The organism is Mycobacterium sp. IDUB_3, assembly GCF_055419585.1.
Genome location: NZ_JBVAXZ010000001.1, coordinates 4,394,584 through 4,420,469 on the forward strand (window position 1 = coordinate 4,394,584; position 25,886 = coordinate 4,420,469).

Annotated in this window: 30 protein-coding genes; 14 read left to right on the forward strand and 16 right to left on the reverse strand. The window is 68.7% G+C overall.

Features of this window, described 5'->3' with window-relative positions; all coding sequences use genetic code 11:
* Positions 1-4: 4 nt before the first annotated feature.
* The 4 genes from ACZYVJ_RS20525 to ACZYVJ_RS20540 all read right to left on the reverse strand — a co-directional run bounded on the left by ACZYVJ_RS20525 (position 5) and on the right by ACZYVJ_RS20540 (position 3,257).
* Complete coding sequence (locus ACZYVJ_RS20525; RefSeq protein ID WP_463832724.1) at positions 5-1,381, reverse strand: HNH endonuclease signature motif containing protein; 1,377 nt, start codon at positions 1,379-1,381, stop codon at positions 5-7.
* A 187-nt stretch (positions 1,382-1,568) separates the two neighbouring features.
* On the reverse strand, positions 1,569-1,805 hold the full coding sequence (locus ACZYVJ_RS20530) for a hypothetical protein (RefSeq protein ID WP_064877139.1): 237 nt from the start codon (positions 1,803-1,805) through the stop codon (positions 1,569-1,571).
* A gap of 52 nt (positions 1,806-1,857) precedes the next feature.
* Positions 1,858-2,478 (reverse strand): TetR/AcrR family transcriptional regulator, encoded by a 621-nt coding sequence (locus ACZYVJ_RS20535; protein WP_463832725.1) that lies wholly within the window; start codon positions 2,476-2,478, stop codon positions 1,858-1,860.
* 8 nt (positions 2,479-2,486) lie between these two features.
* A complete protein-coding gene (locus tag ACZYVJ_RS20540) occupies positions 2,487-3,257 on the reverse strand; it encodes an SDR family NAD(P)-dependent oxidoreductase (protein ID WP_463833080.1) in 771 nt (256 codons plus the stop codon).
* A 78-nt stretch (positions 3,258-3,335) separates the two neighbouring features.
* Here ACZYVJ_RS20540 and ACZYVJ_RS20545 point away from each other — a divergent pair, with 78 nt between their 5' ends.
* The 4 genes from ACZYVJ_RS20545 to ACZYVJ_RS20560 are packed head-to-tail and all read left to right on the forward strand — an operon-like array spanning position 3,336 to position 7,543.
* Positions 3,336-4,592: an alkyl sulfatase dimerization domain-containing protein gene (locus ACZYVJ_RS20545; protein WP_463832726.1), complete on the forward strand. Its 1,257-nt coding sequence runs from the start codon at positions 3,336-3,338 to the stop codon at positions 4,590-4,592.
* Entirely contained in the window at positions 4,589-5,338 is a 750-nt protein-coding gene (locus tag ACZYVJ_RS20550; RefSeq protein ID WP_463832727.1) for an SDR family NAD(P)-dependent oxidoreductase, read from the forward strand. The genes ACZYVJ_RS20545 and ACZYVJ_RS20550 overlap by 4 nt, the downstream gene beginning before the upstream one ends.
* Before the next feature lie 13 nt (positions 5,339-5,351).
* The gene (locus ACZYVJ_RS20555) at positions 5,352-6,536 is read left to right on the forward strand and encodes a sulfotransferase family protein (protein WP_463833081.1); all 1,185 of its coding nucleotides are present in this window, start codon (positions 5,352-5,354) and stop codon (positions 6,534-6,536) included.
* Positions 6,533-7,543 (forward strand): zinc-dependent alcohol dehydrogenase, encoded by a 1,011-nt coding sequence (locus ACZYVJ_RS20560; RefSeq protein WP_463832729.1) that lies wholly within the window; start codon positions 6,533-6,535, stop codon positions 7,541-7,543. Before ACZYVJ_RS20555 ends, ACZYVJ_RS20560 begins: the two co-directional genes overlap by 4 nt.
* Here the strand turns inward: ACZYVJ_RS20560 and ACZYVJ_RS20565 are convergent.
* Both ACZYVJ_RS20565 and ACZYVJ_RS20570 read right to left on the reverse strand, forming a co-directional pair.
* Positions 7,530-8,015 (reverse strand): YbaK/EbsC family protein, encoded by a 486-nt coding sequence (locus ACZYVJ_RS20565; protein WP_463832730.1) that lies wholly within the window; start codon positions 8,013-8,015, stop codon positions 7,530-7,532. The two genes, ACZYVJ_RS20560 and ACZYVJ_RS20565, sit on opposite strands and share 14 nt — an antisense overlap.
* Positions 8,016-8,076: 61 nt before the next feature.
* Positions 8,077-8,937: an SDR family oxidoreductase gene (locus tag ACZYVJ_RS20570; RefSeq protein ID WP_463832731.1), complete on the reverse strand. Its 861-nt coding sequence runs from the start codon at positions 8,935-8,937 to the stop codon at positions 8,077-8,079.
* A 311-nt stretch (positions 8,938-9,248) separates the two neighbouring features.
* Between ACZYVJ_RS20570 and ACZYVJ_RS20575 the strand changes: the two genes are divergently transcribed.
* On the forward strand, positions 9,249-9,911 hold the full coding sequence (locus tag ACZYVJ_RS20575) for a sigma-70 family RNA polymerase sigma factor (RefSeq protein WP_065057008.1): 663 nt from the start codon (positions 9,249-9,251) through the stop codon (positions 9,909-9,911).
* Positions 9,908-10,222 carry a mycothiol system anti-sigma-R factor gene (gene rsrA / locus ACZYVJ_RS20580; protein WP_463832732.1) on the forward strand — a complete coding sequence of 105 codons (315 nt, stop codon included), beginning with the start codon at positions 9,908-9,910 and terminating at the stop codon, positions 10,220-10,222. Before ACZYVJ_RS20575 ends, rsrA begins: the two co-directional genes overlap by 4 nt.
* A gap of 6 nt (positions 10,223-10,228) precedes the next feature.
* On the opposite strand, the gene ACZYVJ_RS20585 is transcribed toward rsrA, so the two are convergent.
* Positions 10,229-10,303, reverse strand: a complete 75-nt coding sequence (locus ACZYVJ_RS20585; protein ID WP_011728008.1) for a 50S ribosomal protein bL37 — start codon at positions 10,301-10,303, stop codon at positions 10,229-10,231.
* 234 nt (positions 10,304-10,537) lie between these two features.
* On the opposite strand from ACZYVJ_RS20585, the gene ACZYVJ_RS20590 reads away from it, so the two are divergent.
* On the forward strand, positions 10,538-10,753 hold the full coding sequence (locus ACZYVJ_RS20590; RefSeq protein WP_007773063.1) for a biotin/lipoyl-binding carrier protein: 216 nt from the start codon (positions 10,538-10,540) through the stop codon (positions 10,751-10,753).
* Positions 10,754-10,803: 50 nt separating this feature from the next.
* Positions 10,804-12,303, forward strand: coding sequence for a sensor histidine kinase (locus tag ACZYVJ_RS20595; protein ID WP_463832733.1), 1,500 nt, complete (start codon positions 10,804-10,806; stop codon positions 12,301-12,303).
* A gap of 77 nt (positions 12,304-12,380) precedes the next feature.
* Here ACZYVJ_RS20595 and whiB1 read toward each other — a convergent pair whose 3' ends face one another.
* A complete protein-coding gene (whiB1, locus tag ACZYVJ_RS20600) occupies positions 12,381-12,635 on the reverse strand; it encodes a transcriptional regulator WhiB1 (protein WP_003874607.1) in 255 nt (84 codons plus the stop codon).
* A 282-nt stretch (positions 12,636-12,917) separates the two neighbouring features.
* Positions 12,918-13,883: a diacylglycerol/lipid kinase family protein gene (locus tag ACZYVJ_RS20605; protein ID WP_463832734.1), complete on the reverse strand. Its 966-nt coding sequence runs from the start codon at positions 13,881-13,883 to the stop codon at positions 12,918-12,920.
* Between the two features lie 85 nt (positions 13,884-13,968).
* Here ACZYVJ_RS20605 and ACZYVJ_RS20610 point away from each other — a divergent pair, with 85 nt between their 5' ends.
* Positions 13,969-14,400, forward strand: a complete 432-nt coding sequence (locus tag ACZYVJ_RS20610; RefSeq protein WP_463832735.1) for a hypothetical protein — start codon at positions 13,969-13,971, stop codon at positions 14,398-14,400.
* On the opposite strand, the gene ACZYVJ_RS20615 is transcribed toward ACZYVJ_RS20610, so the two are convergent.
* Genes ACZYVJ_RS20615 through ACZYVJ_RS20625 form a run of 3 tightly spaced genes read right to left on the reverse strand, consistent with a single transcriptional unit; the run spans position 14,352 to position 16,572 of the window.
* Positions 14,352-14,834: an N-acetyltransferase family protein gene (locus ACZYVJ_RS20615; RefSeq protein ID WP_463832736.1), complete on the reverse strand. Its 483-nt coding sequence runs from the start codon at positions 14,832-14,834 to the stop codon at positions 14,352-14,354. The genes ACZYVJ_RS20610 and ACZYVJ_RS20615 overlap by 49 nt on opposite strands.
* Positions 14,831-15,928, reverse strand: coding sequence for an isochorismate synthase (locus ACZYVJ_RS20620; protein ID WP_463833082.1), 1,098 nt, complete (start codon positions 15,926-15,928; stop codon positions 14,831-14,833). Before ACZYVJ_RS20620 ends, ACZYVJ_RS20615 begins: the two co-directional genes overlap by 4 nt.
* A gap of 53 nt (positions 15,929-15,981) precedes the next feature.
* Positions 15,982-16,572 carry an acid phosphatase gene (locus ACZYVJ_RS20625; protein WP_463832737.1) on the reverse strand — a complete coding sequence of 197 codons (591 nt, stop codon included), beginning with the start codon at positions 16,570-16,572 and terminating at the stop codon, positions 15,982-15,984.
* Positions 16,573-16,704: 132 nt separating this feature from the next.
* Here ACZYVJ_RS20625 and ACZYVJ_RS20630 point away from each other — a divergent pair, with 132 nt between their 5' ends.
* On the forward strand, positions 16,705-17,505 hold the full coding sequence (locus ACZYVJ_RS20630; protein WP_463833083.1) for a ParA family protein: 801 nt from the start codon (positions 16,705-16,707) through the stop codon (positions 17,503-17,505).
* A 10-nt stretch (positions 17,506-17,515) separates the two neighbouring features.
* Here the strand turns inward: ACZYVJ_RS20630 and ACZYVJ_RS20635 are convergent, their stop codons facing one another.
* Both ACZYVJ_RS20635 and ACZYVJ_RS20640 read right to left on the reverse strand, forming a co-directional pair.
* Positions 17,516-18,742, reverse strand: coding sequence for an Rv3212 family protein (locus tag ACZYVJ_RS20635; RefSeq protein ID WP_463832738.1), 1,227 nt, complete (start codon positions 18,740-18,742; stop codon positions 17,516-17,518).
* Between the two features lie 16 nt (positions 18,743-18,758).
* The gene (locus ACZYVJ_RS20640) at positions 18,759-20,309 is read right to left on the reverse strand and encodes a DEAD/DEAH box helicase (protein WP_463832739.1); all 1,551 of its coding nucleotides are present in this window, start codon (positions 20,307-20,309) and stop codon (positions 18,759-18,761) included.
* Between the two features lie 277 nt (positions 20,310-20,586).
* Between ACZYVJ_RS20640 and ACZYVJ_RS20645 the strand changes: the two genes are divergently transcribed.
* Positions 20,587-21,306: a ferritin-like fold-containing protein gene (locus ACZYVJ_RS20645; RefSeq protein ID WP_463832740.1), complete on the forward strand. Its 720-nt coding sequence runs from the start codon at positions 20,587-20,589 to the stop codon at positions 21,304-21,306.
* Positions 21,307-21,365: 59 nt separating this feature from the next.
* On the opposite strand, the gene ACZYVJ_RS20650 is transcribed toward ACZYVJ_RS20645, so the two are convergent.
* A complete protein-coding gene (locus tag ACZYVJ_RS20650) occupies positions 21,366-22,082 on the reverse strand; it encodes an MmpS family transport accessory protein (RefSeq protein WP_463832741.1) in 717 nt (238 codons plus the stop codon).
* Positions 22,083-22,301: 219 nt separating this feature from the next.
* On the opposite strand from ACZYVJ_RS20650, the gene ACZYVJ_RS20655 reads away from it, so the two are divergent.
* Positions 22,302-22,562: a DUF3107 domain-containing protein gene (locus ACZYVJ_RS20655; RefSeq protein WP_463833085.1), complete on the forward strand. Its 261-nt coding sequence runs from the start codon at positions 22,302-22,304 to the stop codon at positions 22,560-22,562.
* Here ACZYVJ_RS20655 and ACZYVJ_RS20660 read toward each other — a convergent pair.
* Positions 22,559-23,245, reverse strand: coding sequence for a TetR/AcrR family transcriptional regulator (locus ACZYVJ_RS20660; RefSeq protein WP_463832742.1), 687 nt, complete (start codon positions 23,243-23,245; stop codon positions 22,559-22,561). The genes ACZYVJ_RS20655 and ACZYVJ_RS20660 overlap by 4 nt on opposite strands.
* A gap of 93 nt (positions 23,246-23,338) precedes the next feature.
* Here ACZYVJ_RS20660 and ACZYVJ_RS20665 point away from each other — a divergent pair, with 93 nt between their 5' ends.
* Together ACZYVJ_RS20665 and moeZ are read left to right on the forward strand one after the other, a co-directional pair.
* Positions 23,339-24,469: a DUF3152 domain-containing protein gene (locus ACZYVJ_RS20665; protein WP_463832743.1), complete on the forward strand. Its 1,131-nt coding sequence runs from the start codon at positions 23,339-23,341 to the stop codon at positions 24,467-24,469.
* Positions 24,470-24,561: 92 nt separating this feature from the next.
* Positions 24,562-25,746: an adenylyltransferase/sulfurtransferase MoeZ gene (gene moeZ / locus ACZYVJ_RS20670; protein ID WP_463832745.1), complete on the forward strand. Its 1,185-nt coding sequence runs from the start codon at positions 24,562-24,564 to the stop codon at positions 25,744-25,746.
* Positions 25,747-25,886 lie beyond the last annotated feature (140 nt).

Sequence of the window (25,886 nt, forward strand, 5' to 3'; positions counted from 1 at the left end):
CCCGCTACGCCGCCTCATCGTCGTCTCCATCGCGCAGCAGCTTCTCGGGGTGATGGAAGGTGTTGGTGCGGGGTTGACCTCGGTCCAGATGCGGAGGCGGGATCCATTCGGTGTCACCCTTGGCGTTTTTGCGGGTGGTCCAGCCTCCCGGTTTCAGGAGGCGGTGTTGGGGTCCGCAGGCGAAGGTCAGGTCGTTGACGTCGGTGGTGTGGCAGGTGGCGTAGTCGGTGACGTGATGGACTTCGCAGTAGTAGCCGGGCACGGTGCAGCCCGGGGCCGAACAGCCGCGATCCTTGGCGTACAACAATATTCGCTGTCCGGGTGAGGCCAGGCGTTTGGTGTGATAGAGCGCCAGGGCCTTGCCGTGGTCGAAGATCGCCAGGTAGTGCCGGGCGTGGCGGGCCAGGCGGATCACGTCGCTCATCGGCAAGATGGTGCCGCCACCGGTCAACCCACGCCCGGCCGCCGCTTCGAGGTCCTGCAGCGTGGTGGTGACGATGATGGAGGCCGGTAAGCCGTTGTGCTGACCCAGCTCTCCGGAGGCCAACATGGCGCGCAGGGCGGCCAGCAGTCCATCGTGGTTGCGCTGGGCCGCGGATCGCGGGTCGCGATCGATGGCGTCCTGACTGGGCGCGCCGTCCACGCAAGGTGTGTCATCGAAGGGGTTGCACATGCCCGGTGCGGCAAGTTTCGCCAGGACGGCTTCGAACGTGGCGCGTACCTCGGGGGTGAGCCAGCCGCGCAACGCCGACATCCCGTCGGCCTGCTGGTTGCCCAGCGTCAGCCCGCGCTGACGCGCCCGGTCCTCGTCGGTGAAGGAGCCATCGGGGTTCAGGCAATCGGCCAAGACGTCGGCCAGCTTGCCGAGTTGCTCGGGCCGATACCGGGTTCCCTCCCTGGCGAGTTTGGCCTCGGCCTGCTCGCGGGTGGGCGCGTCGATCCAGCCGGGCAACTGGTGGCAGAACTTGCGGATCACCGAGACCTGGCAGGCCCCGAGCTCTCCCGCCCGCTGTCTGGCCGCGGTGGCGGCCAGCACTGGCGCGATGGGCTCGCCGGTCAGCCCCTGTCGTGGTCCCAGGTCGGCGGCTTCGCGGATGCGGCGCGCGGCCTCCGCACGGCTGATCAGGACCCGTTCGGCCAGCGCGTGTGACAGCTTGCCGCCGAGCTCTGTTGGGGTGGCTTGTCGGGCAACGTGATTGATCAGCTGATGCTCGGCTACCGGCAGCCGCCGGCGCGCCTTCTCACTGCGTGCCAAGAACGCCAGGCATTCTCGGGGACTCAACACGTCAAAGCTCAGCGCACCCACGCCCTCGAGCGCATCATCGAGCGCATCGAAGGCCGCGCTGATCGCGTCCCGATCGACGATGCCACCCGAACTCATACCCCGAAACTATCCGAGCCCACCGACAAAAAACGCCCGCGAGGGACACCTGAAACACAAGTGACACAAGATATTTCGCTATGCGTCTTCGATATCCGAATTCTGGTCCGAGCCAGGCGGGACAGCCGATGACGCGCTCAAGGCACCGGACCGTCACGGGCGACGGCCCACCGCGGGCGGGCCTAAATCAGTTGCTGAGAACCAACTTCCAGTTGCCGTTGACGTTACGGTCCGGAACACACCAGAAGTTGTTCCAGCTTCCCGGCGTCGTGGCCTTTACGCCCGGTCCGGCGTTCTGACACGCCTCCCGGGTCGGGTAATTGCCCTCCGTCTGGATCGTGTCGGCGCCGCTGACGCCCACGCCGATCGTCAACAGTCCGGCCATTGCCAGCAGGCCTGCGGCGGCGAAACGCTTGATGTCCATCGCTCAACGGTATGCGGAATCGACGGGCCACGGAGTGCTTTTCGCCGGACACTCAACTTCGCTGAGCCGCGAGCGCCACCGCGGTGGCCACCGCTTCGAGCAGGCGGCCGAGTTGCTCGGCGTCCCCGACGTCGCGGTCGCCGGCGGCCAGCCGGGTGAAGACACCGGCGATGAACGTGGTGACGGCGGTGGTCTGCGCGGCCAGCAGCGCCGGGTCGCGGGTATCGGGCTGCAGGTGGGCGATGGCGTCGCGGGCCATGCCGTTGATCCGGGCGACGAACACCTGCGACGTTTCGGCCAGACCGGGATCGCGGGCGGCGCCCAGCAGCAGCTCGTGGCGCGCCCTGTTGAGCATGAGGCCGGACCCGTCCGCCTGGATCATGGTGAGCCGCGCCAGATGTGCGAACGGGGAGCGGGGATCGACCGGCTCGTCGATCACAGACTGCAGGTTCGCCACATCGATCTGCGCGACGCGCTTGCCGACGCCGCGCAGCAGGGCGGCGCGGGTGCGGTAGTAGTACGACGTGGTTCCGTCGGGTACACCGGCGACGCGGTCGACCCGCCCGTGCGTCAGCCCGCGCGAGCCGTGGTCGGCCAGCACCCGGATCGCCGCATCGCACAGGTCGCGGCGGCGTTCGTCGCCGTTGCGTTTACGGGATCTGTCGGTGGCCATGACCGTCCTCAGCGCAGCACCGTGCCGCCGTCGACGTTGACGACCTGGCCGTTGATCCATTCGCCCTCGGCCGACAGCAGGAAGGCGACCAGCGCGGCGACGTCGCCGGGATCGCCGACCCGGGGCGCCCGGATGCGCTTGAGCGCGGCGGCCTGAAGGTCCGGCCATTGCGGCACCGAACGGATGGCCTCGGTGGCGGTGAAGCCAGGTGCGACCGCGTTGCACCGGATGTTGTCCTTGCCCCACCGCGACGCGACGTGTCGGGTGAGCGCGCCGATGCCGGCCTTCGCGGTGGCATAGGCCGGACGCGCGGGCTCACCCTGGAACGCCGCCGCCGAGGACATGTTGACGATCGCCCCGCCGCCGCGTTTGAGCATTTCCGGGATGGCGTATTTCATCGCCGCCACATACCCGCGCAGGTTGACCGTCATCACCCGGTCCCAGACGTCGAAGTCGATGTCGACCACGTCGGTGTCGGAGCGGATGGTGCTCATGTCGGCGCCGACGTTGAACAGCAGGTCCACCCCGCCGTAATCGGTTGCGGCGGAATCGATCAGGCCGGCGACCGACGCCGGGTAGGCCAGGTCGAAGACGACCTGGGTCGCGGTGCCGCCGGCCGCGTCGATGCGCGCGGCCGTCTGCCGCGCGGCGTCGACGGCGACGTCGCCGATGACCACCCGGCAGCCCTCCTCGCCCAGCCGGGCGGCGGTCGCCGCGCCGAGGCCGGTGGCGCCGCCGGCGACGATCGCCACCTTGCCGGCCAGGCCGCGCAGTCCCATGAGCGCCCCTTTCCGCATCGAAGACATTGAGTTCGAAGATATTGACTTTACCTCTAGAACTGTAGAGGATCGCCAGTCATGGCAGGGATTCATCGGGAGCGCCCCGGAGCTGGCGACCTCTCGGCGGCGACGGACACCCCCGCGCAGCCCCTGGGCGACGGCGTCTGGATGTCGCCGGGCGTCTCCAACTCCTATGCGGTGGCCACCGACGAGGGACGGGTCATCGTCAACAGCGGCTTGGTCTTCGAAGGGCCGTTGCACCGCAAGGCTTTTGCCGACGTTGCCGGCCCGACGCGGGCGATCATCGTCACCCAGGGCCACGCCGACCATTGGGGCGGGGTGAATTCGCTGCGCGACGACGGCACCCAAGTGATGATGCACCGCAACTACCGGTACTGGCGCGACGACAACACGCTGCTGATGGGCTACCGGGTGCCCAAGACATCGTTCGCCTTCAAGAAGTTCTCCGACGCCGTGCTCGAGCACTTCAAGACGATCGACCCCGCGACCATCGACTTCTCGTTTCCCGAGCCGACCACGACCTTCGACCAGCGCCACGCCCTCACGGTGGGTGGGCGCGCGTTCGAGCTGGCATGGACGCCCGGTGGCGAGACCACCGACGCGCTGGTGGTGTGGCTGCCCGAGGATCGGATCCTGTTCAGCGGCAATCTGTTCGGACCACTGTTCGGCCACGTGCCGAATCTGATGACCATCCGCGGCGACCGATACCGCGATCCGATCCTCTACATCGAATCGCTGAACACCGTGCTGGACTACGGTCCGCGGCGGCTGATCACCGGCCACTTCGCTCCCATCGAGGGTGCCGATCGCATCGCCGAGGAGGTCACCGCGATGCGGGACGGGATGCAGGCCGTGCACGACCGCACCGCCGAACTAATGAATTCCGGCGCCGATATCTATACCGCGATGCGTGAGGTCAAGGTGCCCGAGCACCTCGACATCGGCGAGGGCTACGGCAAGACCTCCTGGAACGTGCGGGCCATCTGGGAGATGTACACGGGATGGTTCCGGCACCGCTCCACCACCGAACTGTATGGCGTGGCGCCGGATTCGGTCGCCGCCGACGTGGTCAGCGCTGCGGGCGCCGACGCACTGGTGGACGCGGCGCGCGCTCACGTGGCCGCCGGGCGCCCGGTGCAGGCCATCCACCTCACCGACCTGATCCTGGCCGCCCAGCCGCTGCATGCGCAGGCGCGGGTGGTGGCCGCCGACGCGCACGAGGCGCTGCTGGCCGACACGGAGAACTTCTGGGAAAAGGCCTGGCTCACCAAGTCGATCACCGCATTGAGGACCTCGGAAAGGACATCGGAATGAACTCCGTCAACTTCGATTTCACCGGCGCCCACGTGCTGGTGACCGGCGGCACAAGCGGCATCGGCAACGCGATCGCCGCCGCCTTCGCCGGCGCCGGGGCCGCCGTCACGGTGACCGGCACCCGGGGCGCGGCAGCCGACTACGCCGAGACGGAGCTGGACGCGTTCACCTACCGCCAGTGCCAGATCCAGGATCCCGAATCCGTTGATGCCCTGGCCGATTCGCTGGGCGACCTGGACATCCTGGTCAACAACGCGGGCGGCCCCTATCCCGCCGGCGACGAATACGACCCGGACGGCTACGTCGCGTCGGTGACGCAGAACATGCTGGGCCCGATGCGGCTCACCATGCGCTGCCATGAGCGCCTCAAGTCCAGCCAGGCTCCCGGCGGCGCGAGCGTCGTCAGCGTGGTCTCGATGTCCGCGTTCCGGTCGGCGGTCTTCGTTCCGGGCTACGCCTCGTCGAAGATGGGTCTGCTCGCATTGACCATGAACCTGTCCCGCCGCTGGGCCAATGACGGCATCCGGGTGAACGCCATCGCGCCCGGGCTCATCGACACCCGAATGACCCACCCTGCCATGGGAATTCCCGAGGTGATGGACGTCGAGATCGGCTTCCACACCCCGCTGGGCAGGCCGGGCACACCCCAGGACTGCGCGGGCGCCGCCCTGTTCTTGTGTACCGACGCCGCGTCGTATATCACCGGCAGCACCATCGCCGTCGACGGCGGATACCTGACGGTCTAGAGCCATGAGCGACATGAATGGACTAGCCAACATCGCGACCGTCGACGACGTCTTCGAACTGGCGGCCCAGCGCACCGGCCTCAGCGAAATCGACTCCGACTCATGGCGGGACGGGCTGCAGCTCATTCTCGACGAGCTCAACACCTCGCCGGCCTTCACCCCGTTCGGCCGCGAGCGGGTCCTGGACGATGCCACCAACGCGCTGGGGCGGCGCATGCAGGTGCACGGTTACATCCAGGCGCACCCCGACGTGCTGGACGCGCCCGTCGAGCGGCCGCTGATCGTGCTCGGCATGCCCCGCACCGGCACCACCGTCATCAGCTACCTGCTCGACCAGGACCCGGGCCGGCGATCACTGCTGCACTGGCAGTGCGTCGACCCGATCCCGCCCGCCGGCACCGACACGCTGCGCACCGACCCGCGGTGCCTGGCCCTGCTGGAAGAGCAACGCAAAATCCTCGAACTGGTGACCCAGGCGAAAATGCCGCTGCCGCACTGGGAAGACGCCGACGGTCCGACCGAGGACATGTTCATTCACAACCAGGATTTCAAGGGCCTGTCCTGGGACTCGTTCCTGCCGACGGATCGCTACGCGCGCTGGCTGTTCGACGAGGCCGACATGAGCAGCACCTACGAGTACCAGAAGCGTTACCTTCAGGTCCTGCAGTCCACCGCGCCGGGCAACTGGAGCCTGAAGATGCCCTCGCACTCGGTGCACATCGAGGCGCTGCTGAAGGTGTTTCCCGACGCCCGACTGATCTGGGCGCACCGCGATCCGTATAAGGCGACCGGCTCGCTGTGCAACCTGTGGCGGCTGCCGCAGAGCCTGGTGATGAACACCGAGTTGCTGGATCAGACGGAGATGGGCCGGCTGGCCATGTGGCAGATGGGCTATCACGTCGACCGGCCGCTGCGCGCCCGCGACCGCATCGGCGACGAACGTTTCTTCCACATGTACTACCACGAGATGATGCGCGACCCGATGGGCGTGATGCGGCGCATCTACGAGTGGGCGGACGAACCGCTGACCGCCGAAACCGAAGCGCGCATGCGCAATTGGCTCGCCGAGCATCCCCAGGACCGGTTCGCGCTCAACGCCTATCGCCTCGACGAGTACGGTCTGAGCGTCGAACAGCTCGCGCCGACCTTCGCCGAGTACCTCGATACCTTCGACATCGAACTGGAGGGCATGCCGTGAAAGCATCCGTGGTCACCGGGCCGGGCAAGGCGGAGGTGCTCGATACCGAGCGCCCCGAAGTCGGCCCGCGCGATGTGCTGGTGCGGATGCGCGCCTGCGGTATCTGCGGTTCGGACGCGTTCTACATCACCATCGGCGGCCTCCCGCCGCGCCAGGGGCACACGCCGCTTGGGCACGAGCCCGCCGGCGAGGTCGCCGAGGTCGGGTCGGAGGTGACCGGGCTGGCCGTCGGCGACCACGTCGTCATCAACCCGATGGCCGCGCCCAGCGGCATCATCGGCAACGGCGGCGCCACCGGGGCGCTCGCCGACTACCTGCTCATCGAAAACGCAGTCCGCGGAACGAGTCTGGAAGTGATCCCGGATCACATCCCGTGGGAGGTGGCCGCGCTCAACGAACCGATGGCCGTCGCGCGCCACGGCGCCAACCGCTGCCGGCCCAAACCGACCGACAAGGTCCTCGTGTTCGGGGCCGGGCCGATCGGGCTGGGCGCCGTGCTGGCCTTCAAATCCCTTGGCGTCAGCCACGTCGTCGTCGCGGACCTGATCCCCGGCCGCCTGGACAAGGCGCTGCAGGTCGGCGCCGACGCCGTCATCAACTCCGCCGAAGAGGACTTGCCGGCCCGCCTCGTCGAACTGCACGGCGAGGGCCAATCGATGTTTGCAGGCAAGGCGGGCACCGACATCTATTTCGACGCCGCCGGTGTGCCCGCGGTAATCGACACCGCGCTGGCGGCGGCCAAGAAGGGCGCCACTCTGGGAATCGTTGGCGTGCACAAGCAACCGGTGCCCGTCGAGTTCGTCAACGTGATGAGCAACGAGATCACCATCCTTGGATCGATGGGTTATCCGGACGAGATCTTCGAGGTGACCAGGGATCTCGTCGCGAACTGGGAGAAGTACGCGCTGATCGTCAGCCACACCATCCCGTTCGACAACGTCGTCGAGGCGCTCGAGCTGGCGCATACCCCGGGGGCCGCGGACAAGGTCGTCGTCACGTTCGGGTGATGTCGGCCGTGATCGCGCCGGTGAGGCGGATCAGATCCTGCGGCGCCACCGCGACCTCCCAGCCTCGGCGGCCGGCGCTGCAGAACACCCGCTCCCATGCCAGCGCATCGGAATCGACGACCGTCGGCAGCTTCCTGCGTTGACCGAACGGCGACACCGCACCGACCACGTAACCGGTGATCCGCTCGGCGACCGCGGCTTCGGCCATGGACGCCTTGGCGACACCCAGCGCGGCGGCGGCCGCCTTCAGCGAGAGCCGTGCGGTGGCCGGCACGATGGCGACCGCCAACCCGTCGGGCACCGCGATGATGAGCGTCTTGTAGATCTGCCCGGGTTCGATGCCGGCGGCCGCGGTGAGCGCCTCAACCGCCTCGGCGCCGAACGAGTGCTCCCGCCGATCGTGATCGAAGGTCAGGACTTCGTGCGGCACACCGGCTTTCACCAACGCGGCAATGCCCGGTGTGGCGGCCACGAGCTACTCCTTCGATGGCCGTGACCCGCCGCGCCCGGCTCCGCCGCGCTTGCGATCACGGCTACGGGCCCGTGTACCCCGGCGGGTTGACGCCGTCCACCCAGAAGTCGACGCCCAGCTTCGAGCCGGGGATGCAGTCGTAGGTCGAGAGGTCGGTGACGCCGGAGTCCACCAGCACGTCCTCGCACAGCAACATGTTGCCGGTGAACTCCTTGGCCGGCTTGTTGAGGATGACGTAGGCGGCGTCGGAGTAGATCTCCGGTTTGCGGGCGCGGCCCATCGCCTCCTCACCGCCGAGCAGGTTCTGCACCGCGGCGGTGGCGACCAGCGTGCGCGGCCACAACGTGTTGGACGCGATGCCCTCCTCGCGCATCTCCTGGGCAATGCCCAACGCGCACAACGTCATACCGAACTTGGCCATCATGTACGCCGTCGGCTTCAGCCACTCCTCGCCCAGCAGCACCGGCGGGGACAGCGTCAAGATGTGCGGGTTCTCCCGGCCCTTCATGTGCGGCAGGCACGCCTGGGACACCGCGTACGTGCCGCGCACCTGAATGCCGTTCATCAAGTCGAACCGCTTCATCGGCACCTCGGCGATGGATCCCAGGTTGATCGCCGACGCGTTGTTGACGCAGATGTCGATGCCGCCGAACTGCTCGACGGTCTTGGCCACGGCGGCCTCCACCGAATCCGGGTCGCGGACGTCGCCGACGATCGGCAGGGCCTGCCCACCCGCCTCCTCGAGCTCTTTGGCCGCGGTGAACACCGTGCCGGGCAGCTTCGGGTGCGGTTCGGCGGTCTTGGCGATCAGCGCGATGTTGGCGCCGTCCTGCGCGGCGCGCTTGGCGATCGCCAGGCCGATGCCGCGGCTGGCGCCGGAGATGAACATGGTCTTGCCTTGCAGAGACGTGGCGTGGGACATGGCGTCACATTAACGCCACGCCCGAATCGGCCGGATCGGGGTCCGATCGAGGCGGCCGAGGCCGGCACCCGGCCTGTCGCGCTGCGGAAATAGTGCGGTCACCCGCGGTGTTGATCTAATCGGTCCCACATGCGGTGGAGAGGACCCGGACGGACGCTGTCGGGGTCAGCCTTTAGATTGGGAGGAGCAGCGTGGTGTCAACGGCGACGAGCCTGTTAGGCGAGGAGCGGTTGGCTGGCTTCCTTGCGAGTCCGGTGGCGCTTTCGATGCTCTCCGGTAACACCGCCGCAGAAGGGACCGGGTTGATCGACATGGCCGACTCCGAAGATGGCCGCGACAGCGCGACAGGGCCCGAGATTCCCGAGCCCGCAGCGCACGAAGAGACGGACGCGGAATTAACGGCGCGATTCGAACGCGACGCGATTCCCCTGCTGGACCAGCTTTACGGCGGCGCGCTGCGCATGACGCGCAATCCCGCCGACGCCGAGGACCTGCTGCAAGAGACCATGGTGAAGGCCTACGCGGGATTCCGCTCCTTCAGGGCGGGCACCAATCTCAAGGCGTGGCTGTACCGGATCCTGACCAACACCTACATCAACAGCTACCGCAAGAAGCAGCGCCAACCCGCGGAGTATCCGACCGAGGAGATCACCGACTGGCAGCTGGCCGCCAACGCCGAGCATTCGTCCACCGGGCTGCGATCGGCCGAGGTGGAGGCCCTGGAGGCGCTGCCGGACTCGGAGATCAAAGAGGCGCTGGCGGCGTTGCCGGAGGAATTCCGGATGGCGGTCTATTACGCCGATGTCGAAGGCTTCCCGTACAAGGAAATCGCCGAGATCATGGATACGCCGATCGGAACGGTAATGTCACGGCTGCACCGCGGCCGACGGCAGCTGCGCGGCCTGTTGGCCGACGTTGCCAAGGAGCGGGGCTTCAACCGCGGTCAGCAGACGCACGAGGAGGTGTCGTCATGAGCGAGCTCTCCGGCCAGGGCGGTGCCTCGCCCGACGCCTGCCCCAACGACGAGTCCCACGGCAGCGTCGGCTGCGCGGAGGTCATCCGTCAGGTCTGGCTGCTGCTCGACGGTGAATGCGGCCCGGACACTCGCGAGCAGCTGCGCCAGCACCTCGAGGCGTGCCCCGGCTGCTTCAAGCACTACGGGCTCGAAGAGCGGATCAAGGCGTTGATCGCCACTAAATGCAGCGGCGACAAGGCCCCCGAGGGGTTGCGCGAGCGGCTACGGCTCGAGATCCGGCGCACCACGATCATCCGGGGTGCGCAGTAGCGTCCGTCAGGCGTTGGGGCGCTTGCCGTGGTTGGCCTTGCTGTGCTTGCGGTCGCGCTTCTTACGGCCTCGTTTGGCCATGATGTAAACCTCCGTGATTGCTTGTCGAACGAGGCGCCCGGCGCCCGTCGGCTTGACGGCCATTCTCTCACGAGACGTCCTATGCAGTGTCTTCGCCCTGCTGCGGACTGCTCTGGGCACGTGCGACGCGGCCCTGAGTGGTCCTGTGGTTCGATGTATCCGAGCCTGATGGCAGAAAAGAACCGTGATGACCAGCAGCCAGCCTGCGCGAAGGCCGAGACGAGTGGGGTGAAGATGGCGGAGGATGTGCGTGCCGAGATCGTGGCCAGCGTGCTCGAAGTCGTTGTGAACGAGGGTGACCAGATCGGCAAGGGCGACATCGTGGTGCTGCTGGAGTCGATGAAGATGGAGATCCCCGTCCTGGCCGAAGTCGGCGGCACCGTCAGCAAGGTCAGCGTGTCGGTGGGCGACGTCATTCAGGCGGGCGACCTCATCGCGGTGATCAGCTAGCCGCCGGGCCGTCTCGACCAGCCGCCGGGGAACGACCCGGGGAGTAAGCGATGTCAACTCTCGGTGATCTGCTCGCCGAACACACCATGTTGCCGGGCAACGCGGTGGACCACCTGCACGCGGTGGTCGGGGAGTGGCAGCTGCTGGCGGACCTGTCGTTCGCCGACTACCTGATGTGGGTGCGTCGCGACGACGGCGTGCTCGTCTGTGTGGCGCAGTGCCGGCCCAACACCGCGCCCACGGCGCTGCAGACCGACGCGGTGGGCACCGCCGTCGGATCCGACCGATTGCAGCTCGTGGCCGAGACGTTCGCCACGGGCACCGCCAAGCGGAATGACGTTGCGGGACCCCAAGATTCGTGGTTGCCCGGCACCCACGTCGAGGCGTCTCCGGTGCGTTACGGCGGCAAGGTGGTGGCCGTGCTCACACATCATCAGACGGCGTTGGCCGCCGACCGTGCGTCCGGTCAGCTGGAGATCGCCTACCGGGAGTGCGCCGCCGACCTGGTCCACATGCTCGCCGAGGGCACTTTTCCCGACGTGGGCGACGTGGTCATGTCGCGCTCGACCCCGCGGGCCGGCGATGGCTTCATCCGCCTCGACGTGCACGGCGTCGTCGACTACGCCAGTCCCAACGCGCTGTCGGCCTACCACCGGATGGGCCTGACCACCGAGCTGGAGGGGCACAACCTGATCGAGGTCACCCGCCCGCTGATCTCCGACCCGTTCGAGGCGCAGGAAGTGGCCGAGCACGTGCGCGACCTGGTGGCGGGCGGGCGCAGCATGCGCATGGAGGTCGACGCCGGGGGCGCCACCGTCCTGCTGCGCACGCTGCCGCTGATGGTCGACGGCGTCAGCGCCGGCGCGGCGGTGCTGATCCGCGACGTCACCGAGGTCAAGCGCCGCGACCGGGCCCTGATATCCAAGGACGCCACCATCCGGGAGATCCACCACCGGGTGAAGAACAACCTGCAAACCGTGGCGGCGCTGTTGCGCCTGCAGGCCCGCCGGACCGTCAACGCGGAGGGGCGGGAGGCCCTGATCGAGTCGGTACGCCGGGTGTCGTCGATCGCGCTGGTGCACGACGCGCTGTCGATGTCGGTGGACGAGCAGGTCAACCTCGACGAGGTGATCGACCGGATCCTGCCGATCATGAACGACGTGGCATCGGTGGACCGGCCGATCCGCATCAACCGGGTCGGCGACCTCGGTGTGCTGGACTCCGACCGGGCCACGGCGCTGATCATGGTGATCACCGAACTGGTGCAGAACGCGATCGAACACGCCTTTGACCCGGCGGCCGAGGAAGGTTCGGTGACGATTCGCGCCGAGCGCTCCGCTCGCTGGCTCGACGTGGTGGTGCACGACGACGGTCGCGGGCTGCCGGAGGGATTCAGCCTGGAGACCTCGGACAGCCTCGGTCTGCAGATCGTCCGGACCCTGGTGTCGGCCGAGCTGGACGGCACCCTGGGCATGCGTCAGGCGCCGGTCACCGGCACCGATGTGGTGCTACGGGTGCCGATCGGCCGGCGCACCCGTTTGCTGCTGTAGGCGCGCGTCGTGCCGAACCCACACGCAAAGGTGCGGCCCCGACTTTCGTCGAGGCCGCACTGTTCGCGTTATGTGGGTTAAACCCCGCTGCGGGCCTTCGTCCGGGCGTTGCGACGCTTCAGTGCGCGCCGCTCGTCTTCGCTCATGCCGCCCCAGACGCCCGAGTCCTGGCCCGTGTTCAGTGCCCAACCAAGGCACTCTGTGGTCACCGGGCACCGATTACAGACCAGTTTCGCGTCAGCGATCTGCGCGAGAGCCGGGCCGCTGTTCCCTACCGGGAAGAACAGCTCCGGGTCTTCGTCACGACAGACCGCCTTGTGGCGCCAATCCATACGTCTTTACTCCTCACTGAGTGCGCAGCAAGGCGCACGGCCATTTTCTTCGGCTGTTTTAACGCTTGCAGAAGAAGAGGAGTCCGGACTCCTACGTAAACTCTGCATGCAACCTTTTGATCGTTTCACAGGCTCAACAGATGTCAATAGTGTGAGTTCGCTCGTGGGCTATCTCACTTTGATCAGCTCGTAGCCAAGCCCTTACTCCGTTGTACTACACTCCACGGGCTGCCCCCCGAAATGTTTTTCCGGCACGCGCTCAAGGCGCATCATTGCCGCAGGTCAGCGCCATTTCTGCTGAGGGGGAGCGGCCACCGCCAGCGCATCCGGGACCGCCCGGAACGTCATGGATTCGCGCACGCCGAGGTAATCGCCGTCGAACTGGCAGGCGACGGCGCCCCCGGTGGAGGTAACTCGCAGGCTTGGCAGGTCGTCCTCGGTGACGAGGTGCTTGAAGTCGAAGGTGGGCCGTTTGGCGAACATCTGTCGCACGATTCGCAGGGTGGGGATCGGCTTCATGGTGGTGGGCGCGAACACCCCGAGGCCCGACTCGAAGCTGCAGCCGGGGTTGGTCCAGACCGGTCGTTGGTTGGCGAAAGTCCACGGGCTGGAGTTCGACACGAACGCGAAGCTGACCCCGGTAATGGGTTCGCGGCCGGGAAGTTCGAGCGTCAGCATGGGCTCGCGGCGGGTGTAGGCCCAGACGGCGGGCACCGCCGCGCGGATGTACCGCCACGCCGAAACCTTGCCACCCTTGTCCCGTTCGGCCTCGACCGCGGCCACCACCTCGGCGTCGACGCCCATGCCGGTGTTGAACACTGCCCAGCGCTCGCCGCAGTCGATCAGCCCGATCCGCCGCCAGGTGCGGCGCCTTTTGTAGTCGTCGAGCAGCTGGATGAGCTGGTTGGTGGCAGCGACCGGATCCGCGGAGATGCCCAGGGACCGCGCCAGCACGTTCGCCGAGCCGCCGGGCACCACGGCGACCGCCGGTACCGGGCCGGTCGGCAGCGGTCCCGGCCGGCCGAGCAGACCGTTGACCACGCCGCTCACCGTGCCGTCGCCGCCGTGCACCACCACCAGATCGATACCGTCGGCAACCGCCTTCTGTGCGAGCTCGGTGCCATGACCGCGGTGGTTGGTGTGTTCGACGCTGAGCTCCAGGCGACTTTTGAGCGCGTGGGCCAGCAGGTCGCGACCGGCCGCCGTGGTGGAAGTTGCTGTGGGGTTGACGATCAGCACGGCCCGCATGAGGCACGAGCTTATGCGGGCCGCCTAAGTCCACGCTGTGGGGGAACCGCCGGGGACCGGCGGCCGCCCTGGCTACGCTGACGCTGTGACGCCGCCAGCCGCCCCGACCCCCGTCCGCCGCGCCGGCCTGATCGTTGTGCTGCAGGGGATTGCAGCGCTGATCGTGGCGGTGGTGCTGGTGGTGCGCGGCATCGCCGGAGCCGACCAGCAGGTGGTCAACGGCCTGGCGACGGCAGGCTGGTTCGTCCTGGTCGGTGCCGGGGTGATCGCCGCCGGGCGCGCGCTGATGCTCGGCAAGCGCTGGGGCCGTGGGCTGGCCGTCATCACCCAGCTGCTGTTGCTGCCGGTGGCCTGGTACCTCGCGGTCGGATCACACCAGCCGGGCTTCGGGATTCCGGCGGGCGCGGTAGCGCTGCTCGTGCTCGGATTGCTGTTCAGTCCCGCCGCTGTGCGCTGGGCCGCGGGCGATCAGGGCGATTCGGCCAGGCCCGCCAACGGCGCGCCGGACAGCCGGTAGGTCGTCCATTCGTTCTGCGGTTCACCGCCGATGCCGTCGTAGAGGGTGATGGCGTCGGCGTTCCAATTCAGCACCGCCCAGGACAGCCGCGTGTAGCCGCGCTGCAGGCATTCGGACGCCAGCGCGGCCAGCAGCGCCCGGGCCAGCCCGCGCCGACGGAACTCCGGACGCACGAACAGGTCTTCCAGATAGATGCCCGCCACGCCGTCCCAGGTGGAGAAGTTGACGAACCACAGTGCCATCGCCGCGACCTCGCCGTCCACCTCGGCAACATGTCCGTACACCGTCGGCACGTCACCGAAAAGCGCTGCGGTGATTTGTGTTTCGGTCACCGTGCACTGGTCGGCGGCGTTCTCGAATTCGGCCAGGGCGTAGATCATTTCGGTGATCGCACCGGCATCCTGCGGCGCGGCGCGACGGATGTGCCGGCTCATTGCTCTACTCCCAGGGCGTTGAGGATGGTGCCGAATTTAGTTGTCGTTTCGGCGACTTCCTCGTCGGGGTCGGACTCGGCGACGATGCCGCCGCCGGCCCGCGCCAGCGCGCTGCGCCGGTCCGCCGACAGCTGTGCGCAGCGCAGCGACACCACCCAGCGGCCGTCGCCGCGGCCGTCGCACCAGCCCACCGCCCCGGCGTAGAACCCGCGGTCGCCTTCCAGTTCGCTGATCAGCCTCGTGGCGGCCTTGGTCGGGACCCCGCCGACCGCCGGGGTGGGGTGCAGCGTCAGCGCCAAATCGATTGCGGTGCTTGATGTGTCACGCAGGCGTCCGGTGATCGGCGTGCACAGATGCCAGACGGTGGCGGTGCTGCTCAGCTGCGGTTCGGCGGCGATGGACAGGTCGTCGCACAGCGGTTCCAGGGCGGCTCTGATGGTCTCGATCACCAGCTGGTGCTCGTGGCGGTTCTTGGCCGAGGCGGCCAGCGCGGCGCCGTTGGCGGCGTCGGTGCGCGGGTCGGCGGCGCGCGGGGCCGAGCCGGCGAACGGCCGGCACTCCACCCGGTCGCCGTTGCGCGCCACCAGCAACTCGGGGCTCGCACCCACCAGCGCGGTGCCGGCGTACTCGTCGCCGGCGGCGGTCAGGTCGACGAGGTAGCCGTAGGCCGCCGGGTCCGCGGCGATGAGCCGGCGCAGGATCACGCGCGCATCCAGCGGGGTATCGGCGACCAGCCGCAGCGCGCGGGCCAGCACCACCTTGTCCAGCGGGTTGTCGGCCGCGGCGAGCTGCTCGCACGCCCGGCGGATCCGGTCCCGGTAGTCCGCCGGCGGTGGCACGGCTTCGGCCACCCGCACCGGCGGCAGGCCGTCGGCCGGCCAGTCCGGCGGCCCATCCGTGGTGCTCACCGCCTCCGGCGTCAGCAACGCGGCCGGCATGGCGATGTCAAAAGGGAACGCGCCCAACACAATCAATGCTTCCCCTGAGTGCAATGCCGCCTGCGCGGCACCCACGTCGTCGTAGCGTCGCCGGACCCCGTCGGCGATCATTGTTCGACTCGGCCCGCACAGCGCGAACGGCGGTTCGCGGTTCAGCTGCTCGACTCCTTCGCGCGCCGCTGCGCGGCGCTCGTCGTCGCCTTCGCTGCTCACTGACCGGTCAATCCGAGCGCGCGCAGCTGCCGCACGCCGTGCTCGAACCCGCAGACCGCGATCGACGCGGTGATCATGCCGAAGCGGCTGCCCTCGACCAGCGGCAGCTCGACCCAGCGCGTGATCACCGCGCGGGAGAAGTGGCCGTGGCTGACGAAGACCACGTCGCGCGACTCCATGTGCCGCAGCGCCGTCGCGACGGCCGCGTCGGCGCGCTCACTGACCTGGGCGACGGTCTCACCGGCCGGGCAGCCGTACGTCCACACCAGCCAATCGGGCACCGTCTCCCGGATCTGCTCGGTGGTCAGGCCCTCATATGACCCGTAGTCCCACTCGGCCAGCAGCTCGGACACCTCGTCGACGGACAGCCCGGCCAGCTCCGCGGTGGTCAGGGAACGCTGCCGCGGGCTGCTGATCACCAGCGGGTCAACGAGTTTGAGTTCACCGAGGACGCCGCCGGCCAGCTTGGCCTGCGTTCGGCCGGCCTCGGTCAGCTCGACCTCGGTACGGCCGGTGTGCCGGCCCGATTTCGACCACTCCGTCTCGCCGTGGCGCAGCAGCACCAGACGGTGATTGTGCAAGCCCATATCGATTGATTCTGCCGGACGACTCGCGGTGGTTACTCAGGCCGAAGCGCACGGCGGTTGAACATGCCAGGATGGCACTGTGAACCGCACGCGACGATGCAGTGGGGAGGCAGCGATGAGGTGGCGACGCCGGTGAGTAAGACGCGGGTATTGGCGGTGGCCAACCAGAAGGGTGGTGTCGCCAAGACGACCACGGTCGCGTCGTTGGGGGCGGCGTTGGTGGACGAGAAGAAACGGGTGCTGCTGATCGACCTCGACCCGCAGGGCTGCCTGACCTTCTCGCTGGGCCAAGACCCCGACAAGTTGCCGGTGTCCGTGCACGAGGTACTGCTCGGCGAGGTCGAGCCCAACGCCGCACTGGTCGAGACGGCGGAGGGAATGACGCTGCTACCGGCCAACATTGACCTCGCCGGCGCCGAAGCGATGCTGCTGATGCGGGCCGGCCGCGAATACGCGCTCAAGCGGGCGCTGGCCAAGCTCGGCGACCAGTTCGACGTGGTGATCATCGACTGCCCGCCGTCGCTGGGCGTGCTCACCCTCAACGGGCTGACGGCCGCCGACGAGGTCATCGTGCCGCTGCAGTGCGAGACGCTCGCGCATCGCGGGGTCGGCCAGTTCCTGCGCACGGTCGCCGATGTCCAGCAGATCACCAACCCGGAGCTGCGCCTGCTCGGCGCACTGCCCACGCTGTACGACTCGCGCACCACCCACACCCGCGACGTCCTGCTCGACGTCGCCGACCGGTACAACCTGCCGGTGCTGGCCCCGCCGATCCCGCGCACCGTGCGGTTCGCCGAGGCCAGCGCCTCGGGCTCGTCGGTGATGGCCGGTCGCAAGAACAAGGGCGCGGCGGCCTACGGCGATCTGGCGGCGGCGCTGCTCAAGCACTGGAAGAGCGGCAGGCCGCTGCCGACGTTCGCGGTCGAGGTTTAACCGGGCGTAGCTAGCCGAGCGCGACCAGGGTATCCCCGCGCTGCTCGAGCACCCGCGACCCGATCACGGCGGGGAACACCGGTTTGCCGGCCGGTGGGGCGCTCGTCGAGCGGTCCACCGGAATGTAGCGTTCGTTGGCGCCGCTGAGCGGGTCATAGACCCCGATCGCGCCGGTGACCGGCACCAGCAGCTTGCCCGCCATCACGACCCCGGGCCCCAACGGCGCCGTCTTGTCGCCCGCGGCAATGGTGTAGCGCAGCGCCAGCGTGTTCGCGTCGAAGACCATCAGCGAATCGCCCGTCCACCAGGTGATCTGGCTGCCAGGATGGGAGACCACCGCCGAGCGCGACGGCGGCTTGGGCAGCGGCGTGCTCGACACGGTGGCCCCGGTTTCGTCGATCACGTCGACCCGCGGCTGCGGCGCGGGCAGGTAGACCGCGGTGGTGTTCTCCGCGACGGTCAGCACCCGCGCGCCCGAGTCCGGCGCGATCCCCGGTTCGGCCACGATGTGTTGCTGGGGTTCGTCGTCGTCCTTGCCCGGACGCAGCAGCACCAGCCGCAGGTCGGCCTGGTTCGCACAGCTCTCCAGCACCGACACCGCCTGCGAGCTGGCCGCGGCCGAGATCAGCTTGCATCCGGAGTGCAGGCCGCGCGTCGACGGCTTCACCCGCGCGTCGGTCTCCCCGTAGGCCAGCATCCGGACCATGTCGGAACGCCACAGCTCCAGCCGGGTGTCGCCGGCCGACAAGACCGTCATGCCGTCGGAGGACAGCCGCACCCGCGGATCGGCGTAGCCGCTGCGCGCGGGGCCCCGGCGACCGGTGGAGCCGTCCAGGGTGCTCACCTGCCCGCAGCCACGGTCGTCGCGGTACACCGCGACGGCGTAGCGGTACAGCCAGGTGACCCCGCACAGGTCGATGTCGCGGGAGTAGCTCCAGCGGGATTGGCCGGTGTCGGGATCGCGTCCGTCGATCCGGCGGCCCGCGGCGGTGACGACCTCCCCACCGGCGACCACCGGGGCGGCGGTGGCCGGACTGGCGGCGCTCCACAGCTGTTTCAGCCCGGCCGGCACCTGCTTGGCCGGCGTCGGGTTGGGTGCGGGCACCGCGGCGGGCCGGCTGCTGGTGGCCCGGGCGTCGCTGCTCCACCAGATCAGCGCCGTGACCGCGGCGACGACGACCGCGATGGCCGCGGCGGCGAGCATGTCGCCCTTGGTGCGGCGCTCGGGTCTGACCATGCGGCGGCGCGGGGCGTTAGTTGCTCTGCGTGTTGGCGGCGGTAGCCGCGGCGGCCTGACCTTCGGCGGGCTTGCGACGCCGGCGGCGGCGCCGGGTGGAGCCGGCGTTGCCCGGGGGCGAGGCGGCCGGGGTCTCCGCGGTGGCCTCGCCGTTGGTGCTCGCGGCCCCGTTGCCCGACGGGTGCGCGGTGACGGGCTGGCCGGCCCGGGTGCGCCGCCGGGTGCCGGAGCGGCGCGCGGGCCTCTCCGACTTCTGCTCCGGCTTCTTGCCGTCCCGGTCGCTGCTGCGGCGCTGGCCTTGCGGCTTGCGGGCCGCGCCCACGGCGCCGCCGGCCTCGGCGGGGATACCCAGCTCGTCGTGCAGGTGCGGCGAATTGGAGTAGGTCTCGGCGGGCTCGGGGCAGTCCAGCCCCAGCGCCTTGTCGATCAGCGCCCAGCGGGGTAGCTCGTCCCAGTCCACCAGGGTGACCGCGATACCGGTCTTGCCGGCGCGGCCGGTACGGCCGATGCGGTGCACGTAGGCCTGCTCGTCCTCGGGGATCTGGTAGTTGATGACGTGGGTGATGTCATCGATGTCGATGCCGCGGGCGGCAACGTCGGTGGCGACCAGCACGTCGATGTCGCCGGTACGGAAGGCCTTGAGCGCCTTTTCGCGGGCCGCCTGGCCGAGGTCGCCGTGCACCGCGCCGACCGCGAAGCCACGCTCGGCCAACTCGTCGGCCACCTTCTGCGCGGTGCGCTTGGTGCGGGTGAAGATCATCGTCGCGCCGCGGCCCTCGGCCTGCAGGATGCGGCTGACCAGCTCCACCTTGTCCAGGGCGTGGGCCCGGTAGACGTACTGGACGGTGGTGTCGTGGGTGGCCGCCGAGTGCGGCGCCTCCGCCCGGATATGGGTGGGCTGGTTCATGAAGGTGCGGGCCAGCGTGATGATCGGGTCCGGCATGGTGGCCGAGAACAGCATGGATTGCCGGTCGGTCGGGATCTGGCGCAGGATGCGCTCGATGTCGGGAAGGAAGCCCAGGTCGAGCATCTCGTCGGCCTCGTCGAGCACCAGCACCGACAGCCCGCCCAGTTGCAGGTGGTTCTGTTGGCTCAGGTCGAGCAGCCGGCCCGGCGTGCCGACCACGACGTCGGCGCCGGCGCGCAGCGCCTCGATCTGCGGCTCGTAGGGGCGCCCGCCGTAGATGGGCACCACCGACAGTCGCCGGTCGCCGTCGGCGATCAGGTGCTTGGCGGCCAGCGTCAGGTCATCGGTGACCTGCAGGCACAGCTCGCGAGTGGGCACCACGATCAGCGCCCGCGGTGTGCCGTTGAGCGGCCGGGCGGCGGTGCCGGACGTGATCCGCTGCAGCAGCGGCACGCCGAAGGCGAAGGTCTTGCCCATCCCGGTGCGGGCCTGGCCGATCAGATCGTCACCGGCCAGCGCCATCGGCAGGGTCAGTTCCTGGATGGCAAAAGGGCTTTCGATCCCTTTTTCGGCGAGCGCGCGCACGATTTCGTCGCGGACACCGAGTTGGGCAAACGTAGGTTGGGTGGTCAGTTCAGTTGTGCTTGTGGGTGCGGTCATGCGTGGGTAAGTAGCCTCTCGGTGACGTTCGGTTTGTCGGTATCTCTCTGTCGCGGTCACGCGCGCACGAGTTCCGACTCCGAATACGTCGCCGAGTCGCCGGCCCTGGCTCAGTCTGGGAGGGTCCAGTTAGGGCGGGCCAGCTGTGCACGCACATTTCGCCGATAGCGGCTTGAAAAAAACAATTACGGCATAAACACAGCCGCCATCTATATACATGATAGCTGGTCGACAGCCGGCTCCGTTTTGCACCACGTCAGCCGACTACAGTGTTGCCATGACCCGGCCCTCCTGCCAGCCCTCCCAAGCCGATCTGGGCGCCGACCAAATCGACGATTCGCCCGCTCCGCGGCTGTCGGCCGATCACCCCGGTGTCAACGAGTTGTTCGCGGTCCTGGCCTACGGCGAGATCGCCGCGTTCTACCGGCTCACCGACGAGGCGCGGATGGCCCCCGACCTGCGCGGAAGGATCTCGATGGCCAGCATGGCCGCCGCCGAGATGCAGCACTACGAGCAGCTGCGCGACGCGCTGGCAAGCCGCGGCGTCGACGTGGTCTCGGCGATGTCCAAATACGTCTCGGCGCTGGAGAATTACCACCGGCTGACGATGCCCAGCACGTGGCTGGAGGCCTTGGTGAAGACCTACGTGGGCGACGCCCTGGCGGCGGATCTGTACCTGGAGATCGCCGACGGCCTGCCCGACGAGGTTGCCGACGTGGTGCGCGCGGCACTGTCGGAAACCGGGCACTCGCAGTTCGTCGTCGCCGAGGTGCGCGCAGCGGTGACATCCAGCGGCAAGCAGCGCAGCCGGCTGGCGCTGTGGTCACGCCGCCTGTTCGGCGAAGCGATCACGCAGGCCCAGTACCTGCTGGCCGACCACGACGAGCTGGTCGACCTGGTGATGTCGGCCGCCGGCGGGCTCGGCCAGCTCAACGCGTTCTTCGACCGGATGCAGCAGACGCACGACCGGCGCATGCACGAGCTGGGCCTGAGCTGAGGCTCCGCCGTGATCGCAAGCGCGGCGTAGCCGGGCGCAGCGGGTCACGGCCGTAAGACTCAGCGCGCGCAGGTCGCCATGTTCGAGTTGTTGGCCGACGCGACGACCCGCTGACCGGCGGCGTTGAAGATCGAGCAGCTGAGCTGACCGTAGAAGCTGGTCGCGACGACCGATTCGGTCTGCACGCCCGGGTTCAGCACCACGACCTTCGACCACGGCAGCGACACGTTGAACTCGGTCTGCGGTACGCCCCGCGCGTCGGTGTAGACGACGTTCACCAGGTCCAGCAGCTGCTTGGTCCCGTTGACGCTGTAGAGCACGGTGCGCGGGTTCAGCGCGGCCGTCGGCGGCGTCGCGGCGAGCGGTGGTGCGACGGTGGGCGCGGCCACCGCCGGCGGTGCGACGGGCGCGGCGCTGGGCGTGGTGACCGTCGTGAAGGTCTCGGCCGGCAACTGCGAGGGGCCGGGGGCGGCCTTGGGCGGTGCGGAGGCCTTGGTCGTCGCGGGCGCCGAGGTCACCGGGTGGGGAGCCGGTGCACCCAGCGTGGCCTTGGTCGACGCGCTGTCGCCGCTGTTGATGATGACGGCGGTGGCGATGGCGCCCAGCGCCACCACCGCGCCCACCACCGCCGTGGCGGGACGCCAGCGCGAGTCGGCCGGCCAGCCCGTCCAGTTGTAGTCGGCGTTCAGGTAGGGATCGGTATCGCAGGAGTCGTCAACGTCGTCGTTGGGGTAATCCCGGATCCGGTCGTCAAGGTGCGCCCACGTGGTACCCATGGTGCCGAAGTTAGCCATGTGAAAACACGGATCGGGTATCGCGCGGGTGTGTGAGACAACCTGCAAGCGAATCGTTACCGCGCTGCGACCGGGGTTTCGCTGACCGCGAAGTGTGGGGACGCGGGGAGGTGGGGGTCAGCCGCGTCAACTAGCCTGCTGCTGACAGGGCCGGGACTGCAATACCTGCGCAAGACGGCAAAACCCATGGAAGGGGTGACCGTGGAGGTCAAGATCGGTATCACGGATAGTCCGCGCGAGCTGGTCCTTGCCAGCACCCAGACGCCCGCGGAGATCGAAGAACTGGTCAGCGCCGCGCTGAGCGACGGGTCGGGCCTGCTGCGCCTGAGCGACGAGCGGGGCCGCCGCTTCCTGATTCACACCACCAAGATCGCCTACGTCGAGATCGGCGTCGCCGACGCGCGCCGGGTGGGCTTCGGGATCAGCGCGGAATCAGGCAAGCACGCCGGCAAGGGGAGTTAAGAGCGGGTCAGCGGCACGTGTGACAGTCCGCCCCAGGCGAACTGGACGGTGCCGTCGACGGCGTCCGCCTTGGAGATCGGGCGGTCCGAGTCCAGCCAGTACCTGGCGCAGTCGACGCTGACGCCGACCAGTCCGACCGCAATCATCCGGGCCCGGTGCGGGTCCAGCCCGGAATCCTCGCTGATCAACGCGAAGACCGCGTCGATGCAGGCTTCGGTGGCGACGCGGACCTGGGCGGCCACCTCGGGTTCGGTGACGTAGTCGTTCTCGAAGATCAGCCGGTACCCCTGGCTGTCGTGTTCGATGAAATCGAAGAACGCCTGCACCGCGGAGTGCAACCGTCGCCGGTTGTCGGTGGTGGTGCTCAGCGCATTCTGAACACCCGAGACCAGGTTCTCCACGTGCCGAGCCAGCACCGCCAGGTACAGCTCGAGCTTGCTCGAAAAGTGTTGATACAGAACGGGTTTGCTGACCCCGGCGCGGTCGGCGATCTCGTCCATGCCGGCCGCGTGGTAGCCGCGGTCGACGAACACGTCGCTGGCCACGATGAGCAATTGACCGCGCCGCTCGTCGCGGGGCAACCGGTTGCCCCGCCGGTTGGAAACCGCGGAACCATCCGCCGGCCGACCGCGGTCAGCCGATCTGACGGCGCGGCGCGCCGGCACCTTGGCGAGTTCGCTCATCGATTCCTCATCTGATTATCGGCGGCCGGCCGTCGGTAGACCGGGGTCAGCCGCTCGCAGCCCGTGGAAAAGACCTTACTACCCGCCGCCTCGATGCGACCGTCATCGCGGTCGTCACCGCAGGCAGAAGCGGTGTCGGCCGGTGGATTCGGGCGCGCCACGGACGACGCGGCTACCCGGCTGTGTAATCCTGGGGAAATGACGTCCCCGCGGCCGCCGCGCAGCACAGGTCGCGTGCCGGTGCTGCGCGACGAGTGGCGTGAGCCCCTGCGGGCACTGCGCGACCCCCTGGCGCGGGAACCCGGACGGGTCCGGGCCGACCGTGAGCGTCCGCGCCGATGGCGCAAACAGACCTGGCTGGGACGGTTCGTCTCCACCTACGGGTGGCGTGCGTACGCGCTGCCCGTCCTGGTGGTGCTCACCGCGGTGGTGATGTACCAGACGGTGACCGGCACCGGCGCGCCGAAGCCGACGGCCAGCCGGCCTATCCAGAGTCCGCCGGCGATCGGCGCGGTGGGCACCACGATCATCGACGCCCCGCCGCGCGGGCTCGCCGCGTTCGACGCCAACCTGCCGGCCGGGACCCTGCCCGACGGCGGACCGTTCACCGAAGCGGGCGACAAGACCTGGCATGTGGTGGCGGGCAACACACCGCAGGTCGGCCAGGGCACCGCAAAGGTGTTCAGGTACACCGTCGAAGTGGAGAACGGCATCGACCCGACCATGTTCGGCGGCGACGACGCCTTCGCCCAGATGGTCGAGCAGACGCTGGGCAATCCGAAGGGCTGGACGCACAACCCGCAGTTCGCGTTCATCCGGATCGACAACGGCAAACCCGACTTTCGGATCTCGCTGGTGTCGCCGGTGACGGTGCGGGAAGGCTGCGGCTACGAATTCCGGCTCGAGACCTCTTGCTACAACCCGGTGTTCGGCGCCAACCGCGAGGCGCGCGTCTTCATCAACGAGGCGCGCTGGGTACGGGGAGCCGTGCCGTTCGAAGGTGACATCGGCTCCTACCGGCAGTACGTGATCAACCACGAGGTCGGCCACGCCATCGGATACCTGCACCACGAGCCCTGCGAGCAGCAGGGCGCCCTGGCGCCGGTGATGATGCAGCAGACGTTCTCGACGTCGAACAACGACGCCGCCCAGTTCGACCCCGACGTCGTCAAGGCCGACGGGAAGACCTGCCGGTTCAATCCCTGGCCGTACCCGATCGCTTAGCGGACCGGCGCTCGTTGCCGCGCCCGCAATCGGCTGCTGTGATGGTTGGTAGACCACGCTTTCCGCCAGGCCGACCGAGGAGATGTTTCGCAGTGTCGACGCCGCTGCCACCCCTGGTGGCACCCGCAGACCACCTCAGTGGTGACGAGGTGGCCCGCTACAGCCGGCACCTGATCATTCCCGGCCTGGGCCCCGACGGGCAGAAGCGGCTCAAGAACGCCCGGGTGCTGGTGATCGGCGCGGGCGGGCTGGGCGCGCCGACGCTGCTCTACCTGGCGGCGGCCGGGGTCGGCACCATCGGCATCGTCGATTTCGACGTGGTCGACGAGTCGAACCTGCACCGCCAGATCATCCACGGTGTGGCCGACGTCGGACGGTCCAAGGCCCGATCGGCGCGCGACTCCATCGCCGCGATCAACCCGCTGGTCGACGTGCGGCTGCACGAGTTCCGCCTGGACTCCACCAACGCGGTCGAGTTGTTCGGCCACTACGACCTGATCGTCGACGGCACCGACAACTTCGCGACCCGGTACCTGGTCAACGACGCGGCGGTGCTGGCGAAGAAGCCCTACGTGTGGGGATCGATCTACCGCTTCGAGGGCCAGGTCTCGGTGTGCTGGGAGGACGCCCCGGACGGACGCGGACTCAACTATCGCGACCTCTACCCGGAGCCGCCCCCGGCCGGCTCCGTCCCATCCTGCGCCGAGGGCGGCGTGCTGGGCATCGTCTGCGCCTCCATCGCCTCGGTGATGAGCACGGAAGTGGTCAAACTCATCACCGGGATCGGCGACTCGCTGCTGGGCCGGCTGATGATCTACGACGCACTGGAGATGACCTACCGCACCATCGCGATCCGCCGCGATCCGTCGGACGAGTCGAGGCCGAAGATCACCGAGCTCGTCGACTACGAGCAGTTGTGCGGCCTGGCGCCCGAGCCGGCGGCGCGAGACGACGCGTCGGCCATCACGCCCCGCGAGCTGCGCGACTGGCTGGATTCCGGCAAGAAGCTCGCGTTGATCGACGTGCGCGAACCCGTGGAGTTCGACATCGTGCACATCGACGGGGCCCAGCTGATCCCGCAGTCGTTGATCAACTCCGGCGAGGGTCTGGCAAAGCTGCCGCAGGACCGCCTGCCGGTGCTGTACTGCAAAACCGGGGTGCGCTCGGCCCAGGCGCTGGCAGTGTTGCGCCAGGCCGGATTCGCCGACGCGGTGCATTTGCAGGGCGGGATCGTGGCATGGGCGCAGCAGATGCAACCCGACATGATCATGTACTGACCCGGAACGGGTGCTGACTTGCGGCGACCCGCCGCGCCCGGCTTCGCCGCGCTTGCGATCGCCGGGTGCTGACTTGCGGCGACCCGCCGCGCCCGGCTTCGCCGCGCTTGCGATCGCCGGGTGCTGACTTGCGGCGACCC

What these genes read in the sequence shown, in the direction of transcription:
- ACZYVJ_RS20525 (WP_463832724.1), bottom strand. Translation starts at nt 1,381, where the DNA reads ATGAGTTCGGGTGGCATCGTCGATCGGGACGCGATCAGCGCGGCCTTC.
- ACZYVJ_RS20530 (WP_064877139.1), bottom strand. Translation starts at nt 1,805, where the DNA reads ATGGACATCAAGCGTTTCGCCGCCGCAGGCCTGCTGGCAATGGCCGGA.
- ACZYVJ_RS20535 (WP_463832725.1), bottom strand. Translation starts at nt 2,478, where the DNA reads ATGGCCACCGACAGATCCCGTAAACGCAACGGCGACGAACGCCGCCGC.
- ACZYVJ_RS20540 (WP_463833080.1), bottom strand. Translation starts at nt 3,257, where the DNA reads ATGGGACTGCGCGGCCTGGCCGGCAAGGTGGCGATCGTCGCCGGCGGC.
- ACZYVJ_RS20545 (WP_463832726.1), top strand. Translation starts at nt 3,336, where the DNA reads ATGGCAGGGATTCATCGGGAGCGCCCCGGAGCTGGCGACCTCTCGGCG.
- ACZYVJ_RS20550 (WP_463832727.1), top strand. Translation starts at nt 4,589, where the DNA reads ATGAACTCCGTCAACTTCGATTTCACCGGCGCCCACGTGCTGGTGACC.
- ACZYVJ_RS20555 (WP_463833081.1), top strand. Translation starts at nt 5,352, where the DNA reads ATGAATGGACTAGCCAACATCGCGACCGTCGACGACGTCTTCGAACTG.
- ACZYVJ_RS20570 (WP_463832731.1), bottom strand. Translation starts at nt 8,937, where the DNA reads ATGTCCCACGCCACGTCTCTGCAAGGCAAGACCATGTTCATCTCCGGC.
- ACZYVJ_RS20575 (WP_065057008.1), top strand. Translation starts at nt 9,249, where the DNA reads ATGGCCGACTCCGAAGATGGCCGCGACAGCGCGACAGGGCCCGAGATT.
- rsrA (WP_463832732.1), top strand. Translation starts at nt 9,908, where the DNA reads ATGAGCGAGCTCTCCGGCCAGGGCGGTGCCTCGCCCGACGCCTGCCCC.
- ACZYVJ_RS20590 (WP_007773063.1), top strand. Translation starts at nt 10,538, where the DNA reads ATGGCGGAGGATGTGCGTGCCGAGATCGTGGCCAGCGTGCTCGAAGTC.
- ACZYVJ_RS20595 (WP_463832733.1), top strand. Translation starts at nt 10,804, where the DNA reads ATGTCAACTCTCGGTGATCTGCTCGCCGAACACACCATGTTGCCGGGC.
- whiB1 (WP_003874607.1), bottom strand. Translation starts at nt 12,635, where the DNA reads ATGGATTGGCGCCACAAGGCGGTCTGTCGTGACGAAGACCCGGAGCTG.
- ACZYVJ_RS20605 (WP_463832734.1), bottom strand. Translation starts at nt 13,883, where the DNA reads ATGCGGGCCGTGCTGATCGTCAACCCCACAGCAACTTCCACCACGGCG.
- ACZYVJ_RS20615 (WP_463832736.1), bottom strand. Translation starts at nt 14,834, where the DNA reads ATGAGCCGGCACATCCGTCGCGCCGCGCCGCAGGATGCCGGTGCGATC.
- ACZYVJ_RS20625 (WP_463832737.1), bottom strand. Translation starts at nt 16,572, where the DNA reads ATGGGCTTGCACAATCACCGTCTGGTGCTGCTGCGCCACGGCGAGACG.
- ACZYVJ_RS20635 (WP_463832738.1), bottom strand. Translation starts at nt 18,742, where the DNA reads ATGGTCAGACCCGAGCGCCGCACCAAGGGCGACATGCTCGCCGCCGCG.
- ACZYVJ_RS20640 (WP_463832739.1), bottom strand. Translation starts at nt 20,309, where the DNA reads ATGACCGCACCCACAAGCACAACTGAACTGACCACCCAACCTACGTTT.
- ACZYVJ_RS20645 (WP_463832740.1), top strand. Translation starts at nt 20,587, where the DNA reads ATGACCCGGCCCTCCTGCCAGCCCTCCCAAGCCGATCTGGGCGCCGAC.
- ACZYVJ_RS20650 (WP_463832741.1), bottom strand. Translation starts at nt 22,082, where the DNA reads ATGGGTACCACGTGGGCGCACCTTGACGACCGGATCCGGGATTACCCC.
- ACZYVJ_RS20660 (WP_463832742.1), bottom strand. Translation starts at nt 23,245, where the DNA reads ATGAGCGAACTCGCCAAGGTGCCGGCGCGCCGCGCCGTCAGATCGGCT.
- ACZYVJ_RS20665 (WP_463832743.1), top strand. Translation starts at nt 23,339, where the DNA reads ATGCGACCGTCATCGCGGTCGTCACCGCAGGCAGAAGCGGTGTCGGCC.